Source organism: Shewanella sp. SM69, assembly GCF_025653985.1.
In the GTDB taxonomy this organism is placed as follows: Bacteria; Pseudomonadota; Gammaproteobacteria; order Enterobacterales; family Shewanellaceae; genus Shewanella; species Shewanella oncorhynchi.
The window spans coordinates 74,749-97,838 of record NZ_JAKKRV010000003.1; the positions used below are offsets into that span (position 1 = coordinate 74,749).

Here is a 23,090-nt window from a genome sequence, read left to right on the forward strand (position 1 = left end):
GATTTGAATTTGATTACTGGTAACTCTGCTTAAGGTTGGGTAAGCTGCGTCAATGCATTGTTCTTGGTGCATCAAAAGCGCATAACGATTAGAATAGCGCAATTCCACCCTCATTTGACTGTGTTGACCTTAGCGTTGGCACGGGTTGCTTTTGTTTTAAAGGAGACGAAAGAAGTTATGACTAAGGTTCCTATGACAGTTGTCGGTGCAGAGCAGCTGCGTAAAGAGTTAGATATTCTCAAGTTTGACCGTCGCCCTAAAATCACTGAAGCAATTGCTTCAGCGAGAGAGTTAGGCGACTTGAAAGAAAACGCGGAATACCATGCGGCTCGTGAGGAACAAGGTATTTGTGAAGCACGTATCCGTGATATTGAGGGTAAGTTATCTAACGCGCAAATTATCGACGTCACTAAGATGGTGAATAACGGTCGTATCATTTTTGGCGCCACTGTGACTATTTTAAATCTTGATACCGATGTCGAAGTGACTTATCGCATAGTCGGCGATGACGAAGCGAATATTAAAGAAAACCTGATTTCAGTGAATTCACCAATAGCTCGTGGCTTAGTCGGCAAAAATGAAGGTGATGAAGTATCTATTACTACGCCAGGTGGTATGACAGATTACGAAATCATCTCAGTACAGTATTTATAATCTGCTTATAATACTTTGCTTATAGTGTTGTGAGCGTGACTCATGCGATATCGCTAAAACCGTCCTAGGGCGGTTTTTTTGTTATCCGCGAATTAAGTTTGTTTACGGCTTGAGTTTAGGGCTCGAATTTAGGGCTTTAGCCAAGGATATCGATCGCGCTTCAGCGTTGTATTCGGGGTAAGATGGACAAAGTTTAATTTGTCTCTTTGTAGGTTTTTACCTAAGCTGCCATCCTAGCAAAATCAACATTGGCGAAATGTGTATGTTGTGTTTTTTGCGCGAGTTTCACTTTATGGACCCACAGTTAAGCATCAAAAGCGAACAGTGAATTGGTTCATCCTTAGTTTGATAATGTTTTATAAGAGGGCACGCTTTGGTCAAACATTGGCGTACAGGATTGATGTTAGTTTGCATGGCGATCATGTTGATTGCGCACTCGGCTAGCTATTCGCCAAAACCCTCAGTACAGCGCAGTGATGCAACTCGCCATTATGCTCAGATGCATACTGTGAGTCTTGATAGCTCGACTCCCCATACAAAGCGAAGCGCTGAGCCTCAAAGCTTGCCCGATGCCGATGTTATCGCCCAAGACAATGCACAGCTCAATGCCCAATCTAATGCACAGTCTGATGCGCAAACCGTTGAAAGCTGCGGCTCACCGAATAGTCATGATACCGATCTAGTCAGTTCAGACTCAGAATCAGAATCACAGCCAGCACCTTGTCCGAGCTCTGACTATGTAAGTCATTCTGATGACTTAGATTTTGCCCCGATAAATTCGCCGCGATTTATCAGTCTTGCCCAGCACGATGTGCGTGAGGTCAAGCCAGTATATGTACTCGCTGTAGACTTTACTGCCGAACCGACATCCAATGTCGTTGAACCCACCGATCTTGATATCACATCAGATTGGACGCTTTCTGCTGTTTCTTCCCCCGCCCGAATTTCGGGTTGGAAAGTCTCAAATCTTCAATATCGATTTAGCCAACAAGCCGCTTAACTCGCCTATTTAGGCATGATGTTGATAGGAGCCTACTCTTATCGATTTTTCATGCTGTTGCCTTTTTGTACTCACCGAAACTTTTTATAGCTGCTTAAGTAAGCAGTGATGATTTGAGCCTTACGAGCTTAGCCGCTGGTACTCAATTACGTGTTTCGGACTGATATCAATATGTTCGCTTAGCGATTTGATTCAAATGCTGAGTGTTAAATAGCGAGTTAATCCCATGGAAAGAAAACCCAATCAACGGCTGCTAAATCACTATTCAGCTTGGAAATACTTAGTGCTTATCGTCACTATTATAGTGATGCTATTCAGTGCCTTGCCGACATTTTACGGTGAGGATGCGGCGGTGCAGGTGGGCGCGAAGGCGGGGTTAACGCTCACACCTATTGCCCTTCGAGATAAGCTACAAGCTGAAGGCGTGACGGTCAAACGTATCGACCAAAAAAATGGTGAAACCTTAATTGTCCTCGATGCGGATAACCAACAAACCTTAGTCAAAACTTTAGTATCTTCTATGGTCGCAGAGCCAAAAGAATTGACTTTATCCCTTGCCAGTGCGGCGCCAAGTTGGTTACAAAACTTAGGCTTTCAGCCGATTAAACTCGGGCTCGACTTACGCGGTGGCGTACAGTTCTTACTCGATGTTGATATTGATCCTGTTTATCAAACTCAGGCCGAGACGCTTGTTGATTCGCTACGTCAATTCATCCGTGAGCAGAAAATTCGTGGTGCTAGCGTGCATTTGGACCAAAGTCATCAGTTAAACATGACGTTGCCGGATAATGACGCCCGTGCTGCTGTGCGTCAAATGATGAAAGAGTCCTATCCTAATTGGCAGCTATCCAATGCAGATGGCGCGGGTTTACTGATTAAGTTGAGCCAAGAAGAGCAAACGAAACTGCGTAATTTGACAGTGCAGCAAAACTTACAAGTGATGCGCAGCCGTATTGAAGAACTCGGTATCACTGAAGCTTTAGTGCAGCGTCAAGGGGAGCATCGAATTCGGATTGAATTGCCTGGAGTCCAAGATCCTGCCGCTGCCAAGAATGTTATCGGTGCTACGGCGAGTTTGGCCTTTTTCGAGGTTAAAGAGTCTGGCTCCGTTAATGCTATGGTACTCAATGACAAGTCTGGTAAGCCTATTTATGTGAGCCGCACACCAGTGCTGGGTGGCGATCATATTGTCGATGCGAGGGCGAGTTTAGGCGAGATGGGCATGGCGGAGGTGAACATTAACCTTGACCGTGTGGGCGGGCAGAAAATGTCTGAGTTTTCCCGTACCAATATCGGCAAACCTATGGCGACGTCTTACAGTGAATACAGCCGTGATGAGCAAGGTAAGGCAAAGCAAACACAAGAGATTATCAGTGTTGCGACTATTCAATCCCAACTTGGAGATCGTTTTCGCATTACGGGTGCAGGCTCCTATCAAGAAGCACAACAATTAGCTCTGTTACTGCGAGCTGGCTCTATGACGGCGCCAGTGACTATTGTTGAAGAGCGCACTATTGGCCCGACGCTGGGTGCTGAAAACATTGAAAACGGTTTTGCTGCCCTTGGTTTAGGGATGGGGATTACCTTGCTGTTTATGGCGCTTTGGTATCGCCGTCTCGGTTGGGTGGCGAATATAGCGCTGATCTCCAATATGGTGATCCTGTTTGGTTTACTGGCGCTTATCCCTGGCGCTGTGTTGACCTTACCTGGGATTGCGGGTTTGGTGTTAACAGTCGGTATGGCGGTCGATACCAACGTACTGATTTTCGAGCGAATAAAAGACAAGTTAAAGGAAGGTCGCAGTTTTGCGCTGGCAATTGATACGGGTTTTGATAGCGCGTTTTCTACTATTTTTGACGCCAACTTCACCACTATGATCACTGCAGTGGTGCTTTACTCCATAGGTAATGGTCCAATTCAAGGTTTTGCCTTGACCTTAGGTCTAGGTCTATTGACCAGCATGTTTACCGGTATCTTTGCTTCAAGGGCCTTGATCAACTTAGTTTATGGGCGTGATGCTAGCCGTCATGTGAGGGTATAACCATGAAAAATATCAATCTAACTAAATGGCGTTATGTTTCGAGTGCTATCTCTATTTTGTTGATGCTAGTGTCATTAACCATCATCGGCGTGAAAGGTTTTAACTGGGGCTTAGATTTTACTGGCGGTGTCGTCACCGAAGTGCAGATCGATAGAAAAATTACCAGCAGTGAATTGCAACCTTTACTCAACGCCGCTTATCAGCAAGAAGTGAGTGTAGTCTCCGCCAGTGAGCCGGGACGTTGGGTGTTGCGCTATTCCGATATAAAGAGTGCCGATACAGAGCAAGGTAATATCGATATTCAGCAGGTATTAGCGCCGCTTAACTCTGAAGTGCAAGTGCTTAACAGCAGTGTTGTCGGGCCGCAGATTGGTCAAGAATTGGCAGAGCAGGGCGGTTTGGCGCTGTTAGTCGCTATGCTGGCGATATTAGGTTATTTAAGTTATCGCTTCGAATGGCGACTCGCATCGGGTGCCCTATTCGCCTTAGTGCATGACGTAGTGTTCGTGTTGGCATTTTTCGCGTTGACTCAGATGGAGTTTAATTTAACGATACTTGCGGCTGTGCTGGCGATTTTAGGTTATTCCTTAAACGATTCGATCATTATCGCTGACCGTATTCGTGAATTATTGATTGCTAAGCCAAAGCTTGCTATTCAAGACATTAACAACCAAGCAATTGTGGCGACGTTTTCTCGCACTATGGTGACATCAGGGACAACCTTAATGACGGTCGGTGCGCTGTGGATCATGGGCGGTGGGCCGCTGGAAGGATTTTCGATTGCAATGTTTATCGGTATATTAACCGGCACATTCTCTTCGATTTCAGTTGGTACCTCATTGCCTGAGTTATTAGGCTTAACGCCTGAGCATTATAAGGAACAAGTGATTTCTGAAACACCTTAGGGCTATGCTAATCGCTTAAATTAACAGCGAAAACAAAAGGGCCACTCGATTGAATGGCCATTTTGTTAACACGATAAAATCAAGAAAATTATTTTGCCTTTGGCAAAGCAATTTTCATTTCTGGTGATTGACGATAAATCACCAGAATATGACCAATAAGTTGCACTTTTGCGGATTGAGTTTCACGTACTATGGCATCAACGATGGCATTTTTTAGCTCTCTGTCGGCAGAGGCTACTTTCACTTTAATCAGTTCATGATAAGCGAGTGCGCTTTCAATTTCAGCGAGTACACCTTCAGTCAATCCATTGGCACCAAGCAGCACCACTGGCTTTAGCGGATGCGCTAGACCTTTTAAATGCTGTTTTTGTTTGGTTGTTAAGTTCATTTCTACCAACTTTTGCTGAGTTACTGTTGAAAAACGGCTATTCTACCCTTATATAGCCTTTGTGTAACTCTCAATTGTTGCGGATTTTAAATGTCAGGTATAAAACGTACGGCCAGCTCTAATCGCTGGATGCTAGAACACTTTGATGATCACTATGTCAAACTCGCCCAAAAAATGGGCTTGCGATCTCGCGCTGCGTTTAAGCTTGAGGAGATCCAGCAAAAGGATCAACTAATTCGCCCAGGCATGACTGTGGTTGATCTCGGCGCTGCTCCGGGAGGTTGGTCTCAAGTGGCAGTTAAATTAGCGGGAGATAGAGGTAAAGTCATCGCCTGTGACATTTTGCCTATGGATCCCATCGTCGGCGTCGATTTTTTGCAAGGGGATTTTCGTGAAGATAAAGTCCTTCAAGCATTACTTACTCGCGTCGGTGATGCTAAAGTTGACGTTGTGTTGTCTGATATGGCACCCAACATGAGTGGTTCAGATAGTGTTGATCAACCCCGTGCCATGTATTTAGTGGAATTGGCGTTAGATATGTGCCATCAAGTATTGGCTCCTAATGGCTGTTTTGCGGTAAAAGTCTTTCAGGGGGAGGGCTTTGACGAATACATGAAAGCGGTAAAAGCAGTATTTAAAGTCGTTAAAACACGTAAACCAGACTCTTCACGGGCTCGTTCCCGCGAAGTCTATCTTGTGGCGACTGGGTACAAGTTGTAGTAACCTAGCGTTAATAATCGCAAGACTTAATGAGGTCTAGTAATTTGAGTGACATGGCAAAAAATCTAATACTCTGGGTTGTCATCGCCGTTGTGCTGATGTCAGTGTTTCAGGGTTACTCCCCCTCTTCTTCGTCATCGCAGAAGATGGATTATTCTACCTTCTTAGATAATGTCCGTGATGGACAGGTCGCAACTGTTGAAGTTAAGAGCGACCAACGTACTATTGAAGGTGCTAAACGAACTGGTGAAAAATTCACTACTATCATGCCGTTATATGACCAAGATTTAATTAATGATCTTGATCGTAAAGGCATCACTATGAAGGGCCAAGAAGCCGAAGAGTCAGGGTTCCTTACCCAAATCTTCATCTCTTGGTTCCCAATGTTATTGCTTATCGGGGTATGGATTTTCTTCATGCGCCAGATGCAAGGCGGCGGTGGCAAAGGCGCTATGTCCTTTGGTAAGAGCAAAGCCAAGCTGATGAGCGAAGATCAGATTAAAACTACTTTTGCCGATGTTGCCGGTTGTGATGAAGCAAAAGAAGAAGTGAAAGAGCTGGTTGATTACCTGCGTGACCCCACTAAATTCCAAAAATTGGGCGGCCGAATTCCAACGGGCGTACTGATGGTGGGTCCTCCAGGTACAGGTAAAACTTTGCTGGCGAAAGCCATTGCGGGTGAATCTAAAGTCCCTTTCTTCACTATTTCAGGTTCTGATTTCGTGGAAATGTTTGTTGGTGTCGGTGCATCCCGTGTGCGTGACATGTTTGAACAAGCGAAAAAGTCGGCACCTTGTATTATCTTCATCGATGAAATCGATGCGGTCGGTCGTCAACGTGGCGCGGGTTTAGGTGGTGGTCATGATGAACGTGAGCAAACACTGAACCAAATGCTGGTTGAGATGGATGGCTTCGAAGGTAATGAAGGCGTTATTGTTATCGCGGCAACTAACCGTCCAGACGTACTCGATTCTGCGTTATTACGTCCGGGTCGTTTTGACCGTCAAGTGGTCGTTGGTTTACCAGACGTTCGTGGTCGTGAGCAGATTTTGAAAGTGCATATGCGTAAAGTGCCGCTTTCTGAAGATGTGAAAGCAAGCGTGATTGCCCGTGGTACGCCAGGTTTCTCGGGTGCTGATTTAGCTAACTTAGTGAACGAAGCTGCCTTGTTTGCGGCTCGCGGAAATCGCCGAGTTGTAGGCATGGAAGAATTTGAGCGTGCAAAAGATAAAATCATGATGGGTGCTGAGCGCCGCTCTATGGTGATGTCTGAAGCTGAAAAAGAAATGACCGCTTACCATGAAGCAGGCCATGCGATTGTGGGTTGTTTAGTACCAGAGCACGATCCTGTGCATAAGGTGACTATCATTCCTCGCGGCCGTGCGCTTGGTGTCACTTTCTTCTTACCTGAAGCTGATTCAGTGAGCCAGAGCCGTCGTAAGTTAGAAAGCCAAATTTCGGTCGCCTACGGTGGTCGTTTAGCAGAAGAGCTTATCTACGGTACTGAGAAAGTGTCGACTGGCGCATCACAGGACATCAAATACGCGACATCTATTGCGCGTAACATGGTGACTCAGTGGGGCTTCTCGGACAAGTTAGGTCCATTGCTGTATGCAGAAGAAGATGGTGAAGTCTTCTTAGGTCGCAGCATGGGTAAAGCCAAAGCGATGTCCGATGAAACTGCAACCATTATCGATGCTGAAGTAAAGGTCTTTATCGACAAAAACTACGCTAGAGCGAGACAGATATTGACGGATAACCTCGATATTCTGCACTCAATGAAAGAAGCTTTAATGAAGTATGAAACCATTGATTCACTTCAAATTGACGATTTAATGAAACGTCGTGAAGTGCGTCAGCCTGCTGATTGGCAAGTGGATGACAATGGTTCTAACGATAAAGGCAATGGTCATGGTGAACCAGCAGCGAAAGCTGAAGACAGTGTGACTGCACCTGCTGAGCCAGAACTGAAAGATCCTGATGAATCTCCAGCTAAGTAATGTGTTGTGAAACCAAAGAAAACCCCGTAAAGGGGTTTTCTTGTTTTACCTTGTTAGCAATTTGACTGCGCTGTCATTGATACTCTCTGCCACCATTGATATTTATCTTCTGACATTGGTCTTTTCGGATAGAAAATGAAGGCTTGAAATTAATGACGCCAGTTATGCCAGTGAGTAAAATCGTAAGTGTTCGTATTACAGGAGTAAATGCGTGTTTGAACTGATTGCTGGCACTAAACGCCTCGCGTTATCTTCACCCATTGTGATGGGTATTCTTAATGTCACTCCCGATTCTTTTTCCGACGGTGGCCAATATTCTTCCTATGAGTTTGCTTGTCAGCATGCCGATGACATGGTGGCTCAAGGCGCGGGAATGATAGACATTGGCGGTGAGTCGACAAGACCTGGCGCCGCCGAAGTGAGCTTAGCCGATGAACTTGCGCGGGTGATCCCGTTGGTGAAATATGTTGCGGCGCACCATGATGTGTGGATTTCGGTCGATACCAGTAAACCTGAAGTCATGCGTCAAGCTGTTGCTGCGGGCGCACATTTGATTAACGATGTGCGCGCCCTGATGGAGCCTGGTGCGCTTGAAGCTGCTGCAGAGTTGCAAGTCCCCATATGCTTAATGCATATGCAAGGCGAACCCCAAAGCATGCAATTTGCACCGACTTACCATAATGTTATTGAAGAAGTTTCTGCCTTTTTAACTGAGCGGATTGAAGCTTGCTTGCGAGCAGGGATCCCCCGTGAATTATTAATACTCGATCCGGGATTTGGTTTTGGTAAAAGCTTAGAGCATAACTATGAATTACTGGCGAAGCTCGACTGTTTTGCCCAGTTTGATTTACCGATATTGATAGGATTGTCTCGTAAGAGCATGATAGGAAACCTCTTAGCAAAACCGACCTCAGAACGTCTTGCTGGGAGCCTTGCTGGCGCTATGATAGCGGCCCAAAAGGGCGCTCATATCATTCGTGTGCATGATGTTACTGAAACTGTGGATATGCTCAAGGTGTTACAAGCGACACAAGCGTATTTTTAAGCATCGTTATGCTCTCGTTAAGCATTTAATTAATATTATGATCCCAAATCATTGGGACACATTTGAGTTTGTGGAGCGATATGAAAGAACGTAAATTTTTTGGAACTGACGGTATTCGGGGAAAAGTCGGTTCAGGTCAAATGACGCCTGAGCTTGCGCTTAAGTTAGGTTGGGCGGCGGGGCGCGTGTTATCCCGCAGTGGTACCAAAAAGGTGATTATAGGGAAAGATACGCGTATTTCGGGCTATATGTTTGAGTCAGCATTAGAAGCTGGCCTCTCTGCTGCAGGCCTTAATGTGATGTTAATGGGACCTATGCCAACGCCAGCTGTAGCCTATTTGACGCGTACGTTTCGCGCCGAAGCTGGGGTGGTGATCAGCGCGTCACACAATCCGTATTACGATAACGGTATTAAGTTTTTTTCCACCGACGGCAGTAAGTTAGACGATAACCTAGAGTTAGAAATTGAAGCCGAGCTTGAAAAGCCCCTCGTTTGTGTTGAGTCGCATCTATTGGGGAAGGTATCGCGTATTGAAGATGCCCGTGGCCGTTATATTGAGTATTGCAAAGGTAATTTTCCTGCAGAACACACGTTAACTGGGCTAAAAATTGTGGTTGATTGTGCCCATGGCGCAACTTATCACATAGCGCCAGCTGTGTTTCGTGAGTTAGGCGCCGAGGTGATTGCCATTGGTGATAAACCCAACGGGATGAACATCAATGATAAAGTGGGCGCGACTTCCATGGGCAAAATTTGTGAAACCGTTCTAGCCGAAAGTGCCGATTTAGGTATTGCACTCGACGGTGACGGTGACCGTATTATGATGGTCAACAGCAAAGGCGAAGTGATCGACGGCGATCAAATTTTATATATTCTGACCTGTGATGCGAAATCCCGTGGCGTATTACGCGGTGGTGTAGTTGGTACGTTAATGTCAAACCTTGGGCTTGATCTCGCCTTGCAAGCATTAGACATCCCCTTTGCGCGTTCGAAAGTGGGCGACCGTTATGTGATGGAACTACTTAAAGAACTCGATTGGCGCATTGGCGGTGAAAATTCAGGGCATATCCTCAATCTTGATCACGGCACAACTGGTGATGGCATAGTTGCGGGGATTTTAGTGTTAGCGGCTATGCGTCGTCAGAATGCCACGCTAGAAGAACTGACTTCTGCGATGGAAATGTTGCCGCAGGTGTTAGTCAATGTGCGCTTTGAAGGCGAGCATGACCCTCTTAAGTCAGATAAAGTTAAAGCGGCGCAGGCACAGGTTGAATCTCAACTGGGCGTGCGTGGCCGAGTATTATTACGTAAGTCAGGTACTGAACCTTTGATCCGTGTCATGGTTGAAGGTGACGATCATAGTGCAGTATTGGCGCACGCAAATTTGATTGCGGATGCGGTAAAATCGGCAAGCTAATATTTACTAATTTTGTAATGAGTGCGGCTGATACCAATTTAAAATTAAGGTGTTAGCTGCACAAATGAACAGAAAACAGCTTTGGCGTGTAAAAAACAAGCATTCCAACCTGATATCTGAAAAAATTCGAATTTAGCTATTGTAACTTAATAAGTGGTTCGCTATTATTCACGCCGCTTTCAGAGGAGACAGTGATGGCACTCAGACGTCCTATGGTAGCTGGCAATTGGAAGATGAACGGCAGTGCGGCATTAGCCCAAGAGTTGTTCAAAAAATTTGCCTCTAAGCTCCAAAATGATTCAGCTGAAGTGGTTTTATGCCCGCCTTCTATCTATCTAGAGAGCGTTAGGCAACTGCTAGAAGCAAACAAGGAAGCGTTAGACGGTTCACTTGTTAGGATGGGCGCACAAAACCTAAGTCAACATGACTTTGGCGCTTATACCGGAGAAGTTTCAGGTCAGATGCTCAAAGATTCAGGATGTCGATATGTAATTATCGGGCATTCAGAACGTCGCCGTATGTACGGAGAGACGAGTAATATCGTAGCGGAGAAATTCGCCGCTGCACAAAAGCATGGCTTAACTCCAATTTTATGTGTGGGTGAGTCAGGTCCAGCACGTGAAGCAAGACGCACCTTTGAGGTGATTGCTGAAGAGTTGGATATAGTGATCCAGAAAAATGGCACTATGGCTTTTGATAACGCTATTATCGCCTACGAGCCGCTTTGGGCTGTAGGAACAGGTAAAAGTGCTACACCAGAGCAGGCACAAGAAGTTCATGCGTTTATTCGCAAACGCCTCTCTGAAGTGTCTCCGTTTATCGGAGAAAATATCAGGATTCTCTACGGTGGTAGTGTGACACCGAGTAATGCTGCAGATTTATTTGCCCAACCTGATGTTGATGGTGGACTGATTGGCGGTGCTAGCTTAAACTCTAGCGAGTTTTTAAGTCTGTGTACCATAGCGATGAGCGCATAATATGTATGAAGTTCTAGTAGTTATTTACTTGTTGGTTGCATTAGGTCTAATCGGCTTAGTATTAATTCAGCAAGGTAAGGGAGCTGACATGGGGGCCTCTTTTGGCGCTGGTGCATCAGGTACTCTTTTTGGTTCAAGCGGTTCAGGTAACTTCTTGACACGCAGTACGGCGATTCTTGCCATTGCGTTTTTCACTTTAAGTCTGCTTATTGGTAACTTAAGTGCAAACCACGCAAAAAATGAAGATTCATGGAAAGATTTAGGTTCAGACACTGAACAGGTTACCCAACCTGTTGAGCAAGGAACCCAAAAGTCAGAAACGAAAATTCCTGACTAGTAAAAGGTGTCGCCGAGGTGGCGAAATTGGTAGACGCGCAGCCTTGAGGTGGCTGTGACCTAACGGTCGTGCGGGTTCAAGTCCCGCTCTCGGCACCAAATATAACTAAGATAGACGAGATAAGTTCTCTCTTAGTTATTGCAAGAAATGACGATAGTCAATATACTTGCACACAGTTGACGCGGGGTGGAGCAGCATGGTAGCTCGTCGGGCTCATAACCCGAAGGTCGTCGGTTCAAATCCGGCCCCCGCAACCAGCTCCTAGTAACGAATAGTGTTTGAATTCGTTATGGTTTACAGGTTCTTGAAATTAATGACCTCGTGATTACGGGGTTTTTTGTTATCTGGGACTTTTAAATTTGTCGCATGCTTCGTATGTGGCGTTGTACTAGGGCTATTAAGCCCTTTTTTGTTTTTTCGGGGGTCAATCTTGGCAACGTTAGAATTCAGACTGGCAGAAATGCTCAAAGTACCTGTGGAAGCATTAGGCTTTCAGCTGTGGGGCATTGAATATGTTCAAGCGGGTAAGCATTCCACACTGCGAGTGTTCATTGATGGTGAGAATGGTATCAATATCGAAGATTGTGCCAATGCAAGTCGCCAAGTCAGTGCTGTACTCGATGTTGAAGATCCTATTTCTACAGAATATACCCTAGAGGTTTCTTCGCCAGGCGTAGATAGACCCTTATTTACTGCTGAGCAGTACGCGGGCTATGTAGGCGAGGATGTAAAGCTTCAATTGACTATGCCGGTTGACGGCAGTCGTAATTTAAAAGGCGCCATCACTGCGGTCGACGGGCAAATGCTCTCGCTGAAAGTGAATGGTAAAGAGTTAGTTGTCGCATTGGATAATATCCGCAAAGGCAACTTAATCGCTAAGTTTTGATGGTTTCAAGGTGAACGAGGCAAGACGAGATGAATAAAGAGATTCTGCTAGTCGCTGAGGCGGTTTCAAATGAAAAGGCCGTTCCACGCGAGAAAATTTTTGAAGCGCTAGAGATTGCTCTGGCCACAGCAACCAAGAAAAAGTACGAAGGTGATATTGACGTTCGTGTTGCTATCGACCGTAAAACCGGTGGTTATGATACTTTCCGTCGTTGGATGGTAGTTGATGATCACGGTGAAGCGTTAGAAAACCCTTATCGTGAAATCACGTTAGAAGCGGCACGTTACGAAAATCCGGACATCCAGCCTGGCGAGTTTATCGAAGACGATATCGAGTCAGTGGTGTTTGACCGTATTACCACTCAAACCGCTAAGCAAGTGATCGTACAGAAAGTACGTGAAGCTGAACGTGCGCAAGTGGTTGAGCAGTTCCAAGATCAAGAAGGTGAGTTAATCACTGGTGTGGTCAAAAAAGCGACTCGCGAGAGCGTAGTGGTTGACTTAGGTAATAACGCTGATGGCGTATTGTTCCGTGAAGACTTAATTTCACGCGAATCTTTCCGTCCTGGTGACCGTGTGCGTGCATTATTGTACTCAGTACGTCCAGAAGCTCGTGGTGCACAGTTATTTTTAAGCCGTACTAAACCTGAAATGCTGATCGAGCTTTTCCGTGTTGAAGTGCCTGAAATCGCTGACGAACTGATTGAAATCATGGGCGCTGCTCGTGATCCAGGCGCTCGCGCTAAGATCGCCGTTAAGTCGAATGATCGCCGTATCGATCCTATCGGTGCGTGTGTGGGTATGCGCGGTGCGCGTGTACAAGCCGTTTCGAATGAACTGGGTGGCGAACGTGTTGATATCGTGTTGTGGGATGATAATCCAGCACAATACGTGATCAATGCCATGGCGCCAGCCGATGTTGCCTCTATCATAGTCGACGAAGATAACCATTCTATGGATATCGCTGTTGAAGCCGATAGTTTGGCACAAGCCATTGGACGTAATGGCCAGAACGTACGTTTAGCAACACAACTGACTGGTTGGGTTCTGAACGTTATGACAGTGGAAGATATGAATAAGAAACATCAGGCAGAAAGTGCCAAGGTGGTTGATTTATTTGTTAACTCACTGGATGTCGATGAAGATTTTGCACAAGTACTGGCAGATGAGGGCTTTACGTCGCTCGAAGAAGTTGCCTATGTGCCTGTGTCTGAACTATTGGCGATTGACGGTTTTGACGAAGATCTCGTCGAAGCTTTACGTGAACGTGCAAAAGCGGCGATCTCAACTCGAGCTCTCGCTACTGAAGAAGCACTGGATGGTGTGGAGCCAAGTGAAGAGTTGCTAGCACTTGAAGGTGTTGAAAGACACTTAGCCTATGTTTTCGCTAGCAAAGGTATTGTGACTCTAGAAGACTTGGCTGAACAAGGCATTGATGATTTGATCGAAATTGAAGAATTGACAGAAGAAAAAGCAGGTGAGCTCATCATGGCAGCCCGCAATATCTGTTGGTTTGGCGAAGAAGCATAAGTCGATCAACAGGGGGATTTAACTGATGGCAGATACTACCGTAGAGAAATTGGCCACGGAAGTGGGTAAAAGTGTTGAACGTCTGATTGAGCAATTCTCTCAGGCTGGAATTAAGAAAGGCCAAGCTGATAAAGTGACTGAAGCTGAAAAGCAGCAGTTACTGGATTATCTGAAAAAGCAGCACGGTGGCGAAAATGCGCCAACGAAAATGACGCTGCAGCGTAAAACCGTATCGACCCTAAGTGTGGCCGGTAATGGTGGTCAATCTAAAGATGTTAAAGTTGAAGTTCGTAAAACACGAACTTTCGTTAAGCGTGATGCTAATGAGGCTACTCTGAAGGCTGAAGAAGAAGCGAAAGCCGAAGCAGAAGCTTTGGCAAAAGCAAAGGCCGAAGCAGAAGCTGCTGCGGCAGCAAAAGTGAAAGCTGAAGCAGATGCTAAGGCAAAAGTGGAAGCAGAAGCTAAGGCGAAAGCTAAAGCAGCAGCCGAAGTGAAAGTGGTTAAAGATATGTCACCAGAAGCAGAAGCGGCTCGTCTAGAAGCTGAACGTTTGAAAGCGGCGCAAGAAGCGGCAACCAAACGTAAGCAAGACGAAGAAGCGGCTAAAGCGGCAGAAACTGCTCGCTTACTCGCTGAAGAACATTCTAAGCGCTGGGCCGAAGAAGAGCGCCAACGTTTAGAAGCCGAGAAAAACGGTGATCATCACATCACGACATCTAAAGTAGCTCGTGCTGCTGAAGATACTTCTGATCTGGATGAAGAAAAACGCGGACGTCGTGCTCGTAACAAGAGCAACGCGAAAAAACGTGGCGGCAAAGATGCCCGTGACGGCCGTGAAAAGCACATGCGTAACCGCAGTACTGCACCTGAGTCTATGGCGCATGGCTTCAATAAGCCAGTGGCAGCAGTGAGCCGTGATGTGCGTATCGGTGAAACTGTTACTGTTTCTGAACTTGCGCATTTAATGGCAGTGAAAGCGACTGAAATCATCAAACAGATGATGAAAATGGGTTCTATGGTCACGATCAACCAAGTGTTAGATCAAGAGACTGCCCAGCTAGTTGCTGAAGAAATGGGTCACAAAGTTGTGCTTATCCGTGAAAACGAGCTTGAGCACCAAGTGCTACAAGACCGTGATGATGAAGATGGCATCAAGCTAGAATCTCGTGCACCAGTTGTGACTATCATGGGTCACGTTGACCACGGTAAGACTTCGTTACTCGACTACATTCGCCGCGCTAAAGTGGCTGCTGGCGAAGCCGGTGGTATTACTCAGCATATCGGTGCATACCATGTTGAAACTGAAAATGGCATGATCACTTTCCTTGATACTCCTGGTCACGCCGCGTTTACCGCAATGCGTGCCCGTGGTGCCAAGGCAACGGATATTGTTGTGCTAGTTGTTGCTGCCGATGACGGTGTAATGCCGCAAACAATCGAAGCTATTCAACATGCTAAAGCTGGTAACGTGCCATTAATCGTGGCTGTGAACAAGATGGATAAACCGGAAGCGGATATCGATCGCGTTAAGAGCGAATTGTCACAACACGGTGTTATGTCTGAAGATTGGGGTGGCGACAACATGTTTGCCTTCGTTTCAGCTAAGACAGGTGAAGGTGTTGACGAACTGTTAGAAGGTATCTTACTGCAAGCTGAAGTTCTCGAACTGAAAGCGGTACGTGATGGTATGGCTGCCGGTGTGGTCATTGAATCACAATTGGACAAAGGTCGCGGCCCTGTGGCTACGATTCTGGTTCAAGAAGGTACGCTGCGCCAAGGTGATATCGTTCTGTGTGGTCTTGAGTACGGTAAAATTCGTGCAATGAAAGACGAAAACGGTCGTTCAATCACTGAAGCGGGTCCATCTATTCCTGTTGAAATTCTAGGTCTGTCAGGCGTTCCGTCTGCAGGTGATGAAGCAACAGTCGTTCGTGACGAACGTAAAGCTCGCGAAGTTGCCCTGTATCGTCAAGGTAAGTTCCGTGATGTGAAACTGGCACGTCAGCAAAAATCTAAGCTAGAAAACATGTTTGCGAACATGACAGACGGCGAAGTGAAAGAACTGAACATCGTTCTTAAAGCAGACGTACAAGGTTCACTCGAAGCGATTACTGATTCGTTAACAGGTTTGTCTACCGACGAAGTGAAAGTGAACATCATCGCTCGCGGTGTGGGTGCACTGACTGAAACGGATGCAACCTTAGCGGCAGCCTCTAACGCTATCATGGTTGGCTTTAACGTACGTGCCGATGCACAAGCCCGTAAGACTATCGAAAGTGAAAGTGTTGATTTACGTTACTACAGCGTTATCTATAATTTGATTGATGAAGTGCGTGCAGCGATGACAGGTATGCTGTCTCCTGTGTTCAAACAACAAATTATCGGTCTGGCTGAAGTTCGTGATGTGTTCAAGTCACCTAAGCTGGGTGCAATTGCTGGCTGTATGGTGACCGAAGGTACCATCAAGCGTAGCGCGCCAATTCGCGTACTACGTGATAACGTTGTTATCTACGAAGGTGAACTCGAATCGCTACGTCGCTTTAAAGACGACGTTGCTGAAGTTCGCAATGGTATGGAATGTGGTATTGGCGTTAAGAACTACAACGATGTTCGCGTAGGCGACCAAATCGAAGTATTCGAAACCGTCGAGATTGCTCGTACTCTGTAACGATATTAAGGGCGGCTTTAGCCGCCCTTATCAATTTAAGCTATGGTAAGAAATATTATGGCAAAAGAATTCAGTCGTACTCGTCGAATCGCTCAGCAGCTTCAGCAAGAACTTGCTCAAGTGCTACAGCGCGACATGAAAGATCCTCGTATTGGCTTTGTGACTGTGAATGACGTCGACGTCTCTCGCGATCTCAGCTATGCCAAAGTGTTTGTGACTTTTTTCGAAGAAGACAAAGCTGTCGTTCAAGAAAAGCTAAACGCTTTGATCAGCGCAGCTCCTTATATCCGCACTTTAGTGGCGGGTCGTATGAAGCTGCGTGTCATGCCTGAACTGCGTTTTATCTACGATAGCTCGCTAGTTGAAGGTATGCGCATGTCTAACTTAGTTAGCCAAGTGATCAACCAAGACAAAGCGAAGCAACAGCAATTTGGCAGCGAAGACGCATCGGTTGAAGATGAAGTCTTAGGTGATGATATTGCTGATGACGCAGATGAAACGGAAGGTAAAGATTAATGGCTCGTCGTCCAAAAGGTCGTTTTATCGATGGGATAGTGCTGCTGGATAAATCCACTGGCATGAGTTCTAACTTTGCATTGCAAAGGGTAAAGCGCTTTTTTAATGCGAATAAAGCTGGGCATACGGGTGCACTTGATCCGTTAGCGACAGGTATGTTACCTGTATGCTTAGGCGAAGGGACTAAGTTTTCTCAGCATCTATTGGATGCCGATAAACGCTACTTAGTCACGGCAAAGCTTGGCGAACGGACAGATACCAGTGATTCCGATGGTGAAGTGGTGCAAACCCGCGCCATTGATTTTACCGAGGCGCAGCTATTAACTGCGCTTGATTTCTTCCGTGGTGAAACTCAGCAAGTTCCTTCTATGTATTCCGCGCTGAAATATCAGGGTCAGCCTCTGTATAAATATGCCCGTGAAGGCATAGAAGTGCCGCGTGAATCTCGCCCTATTACGGTATTTGAGCTAAATTTCATCGGTCTTGAAGGCGATGAGCTGACCTTAGACATTCATTGTTCTAAGGGCACTTATATTCGCACTATCATAGATGATCTCGGTGAGATGCTCGGTTGCGGCGCCCATGTGATTATGCTGCGCCGCACCCAAGTTGCACAGTATCCCTATGCCAGAATGGTCACTTTAGAACAACTTGAAACGCTAGTTGCTCAAGCACATGAACAACAGATAGATCCGAGCGTATTACTCGACCCTCTGTTATTGCCTATGGACACGGCCGTGGCCGATTTTCCAGAGGTGAATGTGCCGGATGCGATAGCTCCTTACTTAATGCAAGGTCAAGCGGTTCGAGTACCAGTTAATGCAGATTTGAAAACCGATGAGTTGGTACGTATCACTTTAGGTGACATTCGCCGATTTGTGGGGATTGGCACAATGAACGAAGATGGCTTATTAGCGCCGAAACGACTCATTGTTATCCATGACGAACCTGCAGAAACGCATTAGCCCGCTATCCATCGACAAATGATTAAATTAGTTGATGCATTAGTCCCCGCCTTTTATTGCGCTAGGGTGGGTTTATGGGTAAAATAGCGCGCCCTCTGGCTGAGTTAGTGATCGGCTAGAGATTCATATTATTTATTTGGAGATATACATGTCACTAAGTCCTGAAGCAAAAGCAAAAATTTTGGCTGATTTTGGCCGTTGTGAAAACGACACTGGTTCAACTGAAGTTCAAGTTGCTTTGTTAACTGCGCAAATCAACCATTTGCAAGATCACTTCAAAGAGCACATTCATGATCACCACTCACGTCGTGGTCTGTTACGTATGGTTAGCTCACGTCGAAAGTTAACTGCTTACCTGAAACGTACTGATTTAGCACGTTACACTGCTCTGATCCAAAAGTTAGGTCTACGTCGTTAATTTCGCGTCGACTAACGTGAAAAAGGAGGCTTAGCCTCCTTTTTTATTGCCTAAAATTCAACAGAATATTTATTGTGTAAACGAGAAATATAAAGAAGTTACAGTCAAAATCAGTCTAACGTTTAGGTCCGTTATGCTTAGCTTAATGTGATTAAGCATCGAATTGATTAAGTGCCAATGTAAGTATCCTAAGCCCCACGTAAACCATCAAGACTACTTATTGTTGCTGTTTGTGTTGCTATATACAGCGCTTCAAATTCTGCTTGGGGTAGAGGTTGACTAAAATAGAAACCTTGGCCGACTTGGCACTGATTTTCTTTCAACCAATCCAATTGCTGCTCGTTTTCAATGCCTTCGGCCACAATGGTCAAATTAAGCTGCTTTCCCAACATTAAAATGGTCGATGCAATTGCGCTATCCCCTGGTAGATCGGAAACGAAACAACGATCGATTTTCATGGTAGTGATAGGCAAATGGCGCAGGTAACAGAGTGAAGAATACCCTGTGCCAAAGTCATCGACTGCAATACCAAATCCGGCTGATTTCAATTGTTCAAGCTTAGCGATAGCGAGTTCAATGTCGTTCATCAACGAGGTTTCAGTGATTTCAATTTTCAGCAACTCGGGTTGGATTTGATAGCGTAATGCCATCTGTTTGATATCGGGAACTAAACTAGCATCGGCAAATTGCTGTGAGGCAACATTAATCGCAATTGGGATGGCATAGTTATATTTTTTCTGCCATTCCCTAAGGACTTTACAGCTTTGCTCTATCACCCAACGACCTATAGGAATGATGATACCTGTCTCTTCCGCGACGGGAATAAAGGAAATGGGGCTGATGAGTCGTCCGTCTTTTTGCCAACGGATCAAGGCTTCACAGGCGATGACTTTGCCTGTTTGCAGATCAAGTTTCGGTTGGAAATACAGCAAAAATTCATTGTTTTTTAACGCATCATGTAAAGATGCTTCAGTGCGTAAACGAACTGCTGCTCGCTCAGTCATCTGTTGTTTGAAGAAGGCCCATTGATTCGAGCCTGCAGCTTTCGCGCTGTACATGGCAATGTCAGCGTGACGGATCAAATCTTCAGCGCTGTTACCGTCTTCGGGATAAATAGAAATCCCAATCGATGCCGCAGGATGAATTGCATGTTCATTTAATTGAATCGGGACATTGAGCTGGATCAGTAGCTTATCTACAAAATCTGCCGCTTGGTCTGGGGTGTGAACTGTATCGGCCAGAATAACGAATTCATCTCCACCTAAGCGGGAAACTGTGCCTTTATCACCAACGAAGCGTTCGAGAATACGGGCGATACGAGCGAGGAATTGATCGCCTAATGCGTGGCCAAGGGAATCGTTGATATTCTTAAAACGGTCTAAGTCGATAAACATCAATGCAAAGCTGCGTTTGTGTACTCGCGAGCGTTGGATAGTGACTGCGATGGTTTCAAGCAATAATGTACGGTTCGGTAAGCCTGTTAGCGGATCTCGGGTCGCCATTTTGCGCAGTTTGGATTGGGTTTGGCTAAATTGGATAAGAATTTGGTTGAATTTCGAGGTCACTAGGCCGAGTTCATCATCCTTGTGTGCGTTGGACATAGGTAAGAGATTTTCATCCGGAGAGTCGGGTTCGATCTTATCGATGGCCTCACTGATGCGTGCGATAGGCTGAGTCAGGAAGCGATGGAATACCACGGAAAGTACTAAGGTGAGTAAGAGTGCACGAGCGAGAGTAGCAAAAAAACTAAATCTTAACTGCGAGAAGAGGGTGTTTGTTAGTTCTTGGGTATCGTAGAAAACCGTTAATGTACCAATGAGTTGCTGTTGTTGGGTACCTTCAAAATAAAAAGGCCTATACAAAGGGAGAGAAATTTCTTTGAGATCATCAAATAATTTATTGCTTAAACTGATAAAAGTCTGTGAGTTATTCTGCTTATTATTACTGACAGAAACAAACATTGAGCCATCGTCCAGCTCAATCACCGCCGAGCCAACATGTTCGACTTTGATGGCACCCTCTAAAGTTTGACGGGCTAAATTATCATCTAATGCCCATACGGCATTTGCTGCAGGTTGTTCAACTGAATCAAGGAGTTCTTGCTGAGTGGTCGTTAGTTGTTGTTTGGTTGATACTACGACTAAAGCGATTTCAACAATAAAAATGGCAATGGCAAAAAATAGGGCAGTAAATACGACTAGGTTAGTTTGTTTCCACGTCAGTGACTTAAAACGGCCTGTCATCGGGCGCATCCTTCATGATAATTATTCACCATCGGCGAGATTTTCCGTATCAATATAAACCGCAACTCTTTGTTGATTTAACCACTTTAGTGAAAAGTTACGTATTTGTCATCATTATCTGCTCTTTATCTATTGATCCGAATTGCAGTATACTTACGCGCGTAATTCAAGGTCATTAATTAAGGAATGGGTCACGTGAATCCTATTGTAAAGAGTTTTGAGTATGGTCAACATACAGTCACCCTGGAAACAGGTGTTATAGCGCGTCAAGCTGATGCAGCCGTTTTAGCGAGTATGGGTGACACGACAGTGTTAGTCACTGTTGTCGGTAAAAAAGATGCAGATGCAGGCCGTGACTTTTTCCCTCTGACTGTTAACTATCAAGAAAAAACCTACGCAGCGGGTAAAATTCCTGGTGGTTTCTTTAAGCGTGAAGGCCGTCCTTCAGAAGATGAGACATTAATCGCTCGTCTGATCGATCGTCCAATTCGCCCTCTTTTCCCTAATGGTTTCAAAAACGAAGTTCAAGTTATCATTACCGTAGTATCTGTCGATCCACAAATCGAGCCAGATATCATCTCCATGATCGGTACTTCTGCGGCACTGGCTATTTCTGGTATTCCATTCAGCGGTCCTTTAGGTGCTGCACGTGTGGGTTACATTGATGGCGAATACGTGTTGAACCCAAGTGTTGCACAACTTGCAACCAGTCAACTGAACTTAGTGGTTGCTGGTACTGCTGGTGCAGTATTAATGGTGGAATCAGAAGCCCAAGCATTACCAGAAGAAGTGATGTTAGGTTCTGTAGTTTACGGTCACGATCAACAACAAGTGGTTATCAAGGCGATTGCTGAATTTAAAGCAGAAGCCGGTAAACCAACTTGGGATTGGACTGCACCAACGCAAGATGCCGATTTAGTTGCCCAAATCAAAGAGCTTGCTGAAGCTGGTTTAGGTGATGCATATAAAATCCAAGTTAAACAAGATCGTTATGCTCAAGTTTCTGTTGTTAAAGCAGCAGCAAAAGAAGCCTTGTTAGCGAGCAACCCAAGCGTTGATTTACGTGAAGTTGACAACTTACTGGGTAGCTTAGAGAAGAAAGTGGTTCGTGGTCGCATCATCCGTGGCGAGCCACGTATTGATGGTCGTGAACCAGACATGATCCGTGCCTTAAGTGTGTTGGCGGGCGTATTGCCACGTACTCACGGTAGCGCATTGTTCACTCGTGGCGAAACTCAAGCGTTAGTCACTTGTACTCTAGGTACTGAACGTGATGCACAGAAGATTGACAGCATTATGGGCGAGCGCACTAACCGTTTTATGCTGCACTATAACTTCCCTCCATACTCTGTTGGTGAAACAGGCATGGTGGGATCACCTAAGCGCCGCGAAATCGGTCATGGTAAGTTAGCTTGGCGCGGTATTAACGCTGTTATGCCTTCAGCGGCTGAATTCCCATACAGCGTACGCGTTGTATCTGAAATCACTGAATCTAACGGTTCAAGCTCTATGGCGTCAGTATGTGGTACTTCTCTCGCGCTGATGGATGCCGGTGTACCTATCAAGACTTCTGTAGCGGGTATCGCTATGGGTCTAGTGAAAGAAGGCGATGATTTCGTTGTTCTTTCTGACATCTTAGGTGATGAAGATCATTTAGGTGACATGGACTTTAAAGTTGCTGGTACGCGTGATGGTATTACTGCACTGCAGATGGATATCAAGATCGAAGGTATCACTAAAGAAATCATGGATATCGCACTGCAACAAGCCTATGGTGCACGTGTACATATTCTAAACGTGATGGATCAAGCGATTGGTTCACACCGTGATGATATTTCTGATCACGCTCCACGTATCACAGTTATCAAGATCAACCCAGAAAAAATCCGTGACGTTATCGGTAAAGGTGGCGCAGTTATCCGTGCTCTGACCGAAGAAACGGGCACTACGATTGAACTGGAAGATGATGGTACTGTGAAGATCGCTTCTTCAAACGGCGAAGCAACTAAAGAAGCTATCCGTCGTATCGAAGAAATCACTTCAGAAGTTGAAGTGGGTCGTATCTACAATGGTAAGGTTATCCGTATCGTTGATTTCGGCGCGTTCGTGAACATTCTGCCGGGCAAAGACGGTTTAGTACACATTTCACAAATCAGTGATGAACGTGTTGCTAACGTGTCTGATCACCTTGAGCTGAACCAAGAAGTTGCCGTTAAGGTGATGGAAGTGGATCGTCAAGGCCGCGTACGTCTGTCAATTAAAGAAGCACAAACGAAAGAAGCTGCTGCTGAATAATGAGTCTTTGACTTATTTATAGGCACACACTTTTTAAGTGATTGCATCAAAAGGAGATCAAATGATCTCCTTTTTTGTTTTAGCA

General features: G+C 45.5%; 19 protein-coding genes and 2 tRNA genes. 19 read left to right on the plus strand and 2 right to left on the minus strand.

Features of this window, described 5'->3' with window-relative positions:
• Positions 1-177: 177 nt before the first annotated feature.
• The 4 genes from greA (at position 178) to secF (ending at position 4,600) form a co-directional block, all read left to right on the plus strand.
• The gene (greA, locus tag L5M37_RS06245; protein ID WP_028761461.1) at positions 178-654 is read left to right on the plus strand and encodes a transcription elongation factor GreA; all 477 of its coding nucleotides are present in this window, start codon (positions 178-180) and stop codon (positions 652-654) included.
• Positions 655-1,054: 400 nt separating this feature from the next.
• Positions 1,055-1,654, plus strand: a complete 600-nt coding sequence (locus L5M37_RS06250; protein WP_263199956.1) for a hypothetical protein — start codon at positions 1,055-1,057, stop codon at positions 1,652-1,654.
• A 226-nt stretch (positions 1,655-1,880) separates the two neighbouring features.
• Entirely contained in the window at positions 1,881-3,695 is a 1,815-nt protein-coding gene (gene secD, locus L5M37_RS06255; protein WP_263178960.1) for a protein translocase subunit SecD, read from the plus strand.
• A 2-nt stretch (positions 3,696-3,697) separates the two neighbouring features.
• Complete coding sequence (gene secF, locus L5M37_RS06260) at positions 3,698-4,600, plus strand: protein translocase subunit SecF (protein WP_028761458.1); 903 nt, start codon at positions 3,698-3,700, stop codon at positions 4,598-4,600.
• 88 nt (positions 4,601-4,688) lie between these two features.
• Here the strand turns inward: secF and yhbY are convergent, their stop codons facing one another.
• Complete coding sequence (yhbY, locus tag L5M37_RS06265) at positions 4,689-4,988, minus strand: ribosome assembly RNA-binding protein YhbY (RefSeq protein WP_006082725.1); 300 nt, start codon at positions 4,986-4,988, stop codon at positions 4,689-4,691.
• Positions 4,989-5,078: 90 nt separating this feature from the next.
• Between yhbY and rlmE the strand changes: the two genes are divergently transcribed.
• The 14 genes from rlmE (at position 5,079) to rpsO (ending at position 18,467) form a co-directional block, all read left to right on the plus strand.
• Positions 5,079-5,708 (plus strand): 23S rRNA (uridine(2552)-2'-O)-methyltransferase RlmE, encoded by a 630-nt coding sequence (gene rlmE, locus L5M37_RS06270; protein WP_006082724.1) that lies wholly within the window; start codon positions 5,079-5,081, stop codon positions 5,706-5,708.
• 29 nt (positions 5,709-5,737) lie between these two features.
• Entirely contained in the window at positions 5,738-7,708 is a 1,971-nt protein-coding gene (gene ftsH, locus L5M37_RS06275) for an ATP-dependent zinc metalloprotease FtsH (RefSeq protein WP_168822810.1), read from the plus strand.
• A gap of 211 nt (positions 7,709-7,919) precedes the next feature.
• On the plus strand, positions 7,920-8,753 hold the full coding sequence (gene folP / locus L5M37_RS06280) for a dihydropteroate synthase (protein ID WP_263199819.1): 834 nt from the start codon (positions 7,920-7,922) through the stop codon (positions 8,751-8,753).
• A gap of 80 nt (positions 8,754-8,833) precedes the next feature.
• Positions 8,834-10,171 carry a phosphoglucosamine mutase gene (glmM, locus tag L5M37_RS06285; protein ID WP_263199821.1) on the plus strand — a complete coding sequence of 446 codons (1,338 nt, stop codon included), beginning with the start codon at positions 8,834-8,836 and terminating at the stop codon, positions 10,169-10,171.
• 194 nt (positions 10,172-10,365) lie between these two features.
• Positions 10,366-11,148: a triose-phosphate isomerase gene (gene tpiA, locus L5M37_RS06290; RefSeq protein ID WP_006082720.1), complete on the plus strand. Its 783-nt coding sequence runs from the start codon at positions 10,366-10,368 to the stop codon at positions 11,146-11,148.
• Position 11,149: 1 nt separating this feature from the next.
• Complete coding sequence (gene secG, locus L5M37_RS06295; RefSeq protein ID WP_028761453.1) at positions 11,150-11,485, plus strand: preprotein translocase subunit SecG; 336 nt, start codon at positions 11,150-11,152, stop codon at positions 11,483-11,485.
• An 11-nt stretch (positions 11,486-11,496) separates the two neighbouring features.
• A tRNA-Leu gene (locus L5M37_RS06300) sits at positions 11,497-11,583 on the plus strand.
• Positions 11,584-11,665: 82 nt separating this feature from the next.
• Positions 11,666-11,742 (plus strand) — tRNA-Met (locus L5M37_RS06305).
• Between the two features lie 173 nt (positions 11,743-11,915).
• Entirely contained in the window at positions 11,916-12,371 is a 456-nt protein-coding gene (gene rimP, locus L5M37_RS06310) for a ribosome maturation factor RimP (protein ID WP_006082718.1), read from the plus strand.
• 29 nt (positions 12,372-12,400) lie between these two features.
• A complete protein-coding gene (gene nusA / locus L5M37_RS06315) occupies positions 12,401-13,900 on the plus strand; it encodes a transcription termination factor NusA (RefSeq protein WP_028761452.1) in 1,500 nt (499 codons plus the stop codon).
• A gap of 25 nt (positions 13,901-13,925) precedes the next feature.
• Complete coding sequence (infB, locus tag L5M37_RS06320) at positions 13,926-16,568, plus strand: translation initiation factor IF-2 (protein ID WP_105251699.1); 2,643 nt, start codon at positions 13,926-13,928, stop codon at positions 16,566-16,568.
• A 57-nt stretch (positions 16,569-16,625) separates the two neighbouring features.
• Positions 16,626-17,084 carry a 30S ribosome-binding factor RbfA gene (rbfA, locus tag L5M37_RS06325; protein WP_105251700.1) on the plus strand — a complete coding sequence of 153 codons (459 nt, stop codon included), beginning with the start codon at positions 16,626-16,628 and terminating at the stop codon, positions 17,082-17,084.
• Positions 17,084-18,049 (plus strand): tRNA pseudouridine(55) synthase TruB, encoded by a 966-nt coding sequence (truB, locus tag L5M37_RS06330; RefSeq protein ID WP_113939302.1) that lies wholly within the window; start codon positions 17,084-17,086, stop codon positions 18,047-18,049. Before rbfA ends, truB begins: the two co-directional genes overlap by 1 nt.
• Positions 18,050-18,197: 148 nt before the next feature.
• Positions 18,198-18,467 carry a 30S ribosomal protein S15 gene (rpsO, locus tag L5M37_RS06335; protein ID WP_028761447.1) on the plus strand — a complete coding sequence of 90 codons (270 nt, stop codon included), beginning with the start codon at positions 18,198-18,200 and terminating at the stop codon, positions 18,465-18,467.
• Between the two features lie 188 nt (positions 18,468-18,655).
• Here the strand turns inward: rpsO and L5M37_RS06340 are convergent, their stop codons facing one another.
• Complete coding sequence (locus L5M37_RS06340) at positions 18,656-20,710, minus strand: putative bifunctional diguanylate cyclase/phosphodiesterase (RefSeq protein WP_263199822.1); 2,055 nt, start codon at positions 20,708-20,710, stop codon at positions 18,656-18,658.
• Between the two features lie 195 nt (positions 20,711-20,905).
• On the opposite strand from L5M37_RS06340, the gene pnp reads away from it, so the two are divergent.
• A complete protein-coding gene (gene pnp / locus L5M37_RS06345; RefSeq protein WP_105251702.1) occupies positions 20,906-23,005 on the plus strand; it encodes a polyribonucleotide nucleotidyltransferase in 2,100 nt (699 codons plus the stop codon).
• The last annotated feature ends 85 nt before the right edge of the window (positions 23,006-23,090 follow it).

Excerpts from the sequence above, each read along its gene's own strand:
- greA (WP_028761461.1), top strand. The coding sequence starts at position 178 with ATGACTAAGGTTCCTATGACAGTTGTCGGTGCAGAGCAGCTGCGTAAA.
- L5M37_RS06250 (WP_263199956.1), top strand. The coding sequence starts at position 1,055 with ATGTTAGTTTGCATGGCGATCATGTTGATTGCGCACTCGGCTAGCTAT.
- secD (WP_263178960.1), top strand. The coding sequence starts at position 1,881 with ATGGAAAGAAAACCCAATCAACGGCTGCTAAATCACTATTCAGCTTGG.
- secF (WP_028761458.1), top strand. The coding sequence starts at position 3,698 with ATGAAAAATATCAATCTAACTAAATGGCGTTATGTTTCGAGTGCTATC.
- yhbY (WP_006082725.1), bottom strand. The coding sequence starts at position 4,988 with ATGAACTTAACAACCAAACAAAAACAGCATTTAAAAGGTCTAGCGCAT.
- rlmE (WP_006082724.1), top strand. The coding sequence starts at position 5,079 with ATGTCAGGTATAAAACGTACGGCCAGCTCTAATCGCTGGATGCTAGAA.
- ftsH (WP_168822810.1), top strand. The coding sequence starts at position 5,738 with ATGAGGTCTAGTAATTTGAGTGACATGGCAAAAAATCTAATACTCTGG.
- glmM (WP_263199821.1), top strand. The coding sequence starts at position 8,834 with ATGAAAGAACGTAAATTTTTTGGAACTGACGGTATTCGGGGAAAAGTC.
- tpiA (WP_006082720.1), top strand. The coding sequence starts at position 10,366 with ATGGCACTCAGACGTCCTATGGTAGCTGGCAATTGGAAGATGAACGGC.
- secG (WP_028761453.1), top strand. The coding sequence starts at position 11,150 with ATGTATGAAGTTCTAGTAGTTATTTACTTGTTGGTTGCATTAGGTCTA.
- nusA (WP_028761452.1), top strand. The coding sequence starts at position 12,401 with ATGAATAAAGAGATTCTGCTAGTCGCTGAGGCGGTTTCAAATGAAAAG.
- infB (WP_105251699.1), top strand. The coding sequence starts at position 13,926 with ATGGCAGATACTACCGTAGAGAAATTGGCCACGGAAGTGGGTAAAAGT.
- rbfA (WP_105251700.1), top strand. The coding sequence starts at position 16,626 with ATGGCAAAAGAATTCAGTCGTACTCGTCGAATCGCTCAGCAGCTTCAG.
- truB (WP_113939302.1), top strand. The coding sequence starts at position 17,084 with ATGGCTCGTCGTCCAAAAGGTCGTTTTATCGATGGGATAGTGCTGCTG.
- rpsO (WP_028761447.1), top strand. The coding sequence starts at position 18,198 with ATGTCACTAAGTCCTGAAGCAAAAGCAAAAATTTTGGCTGATTTTGGC.
- L5M37_RS06340 (WP_263199822.1), bottom strand. The coding sequence starts at position 20,710 with ATGACAGGCCGTTTTAAGTCACTGACGTGGAAACAAACTAACCTAGTC.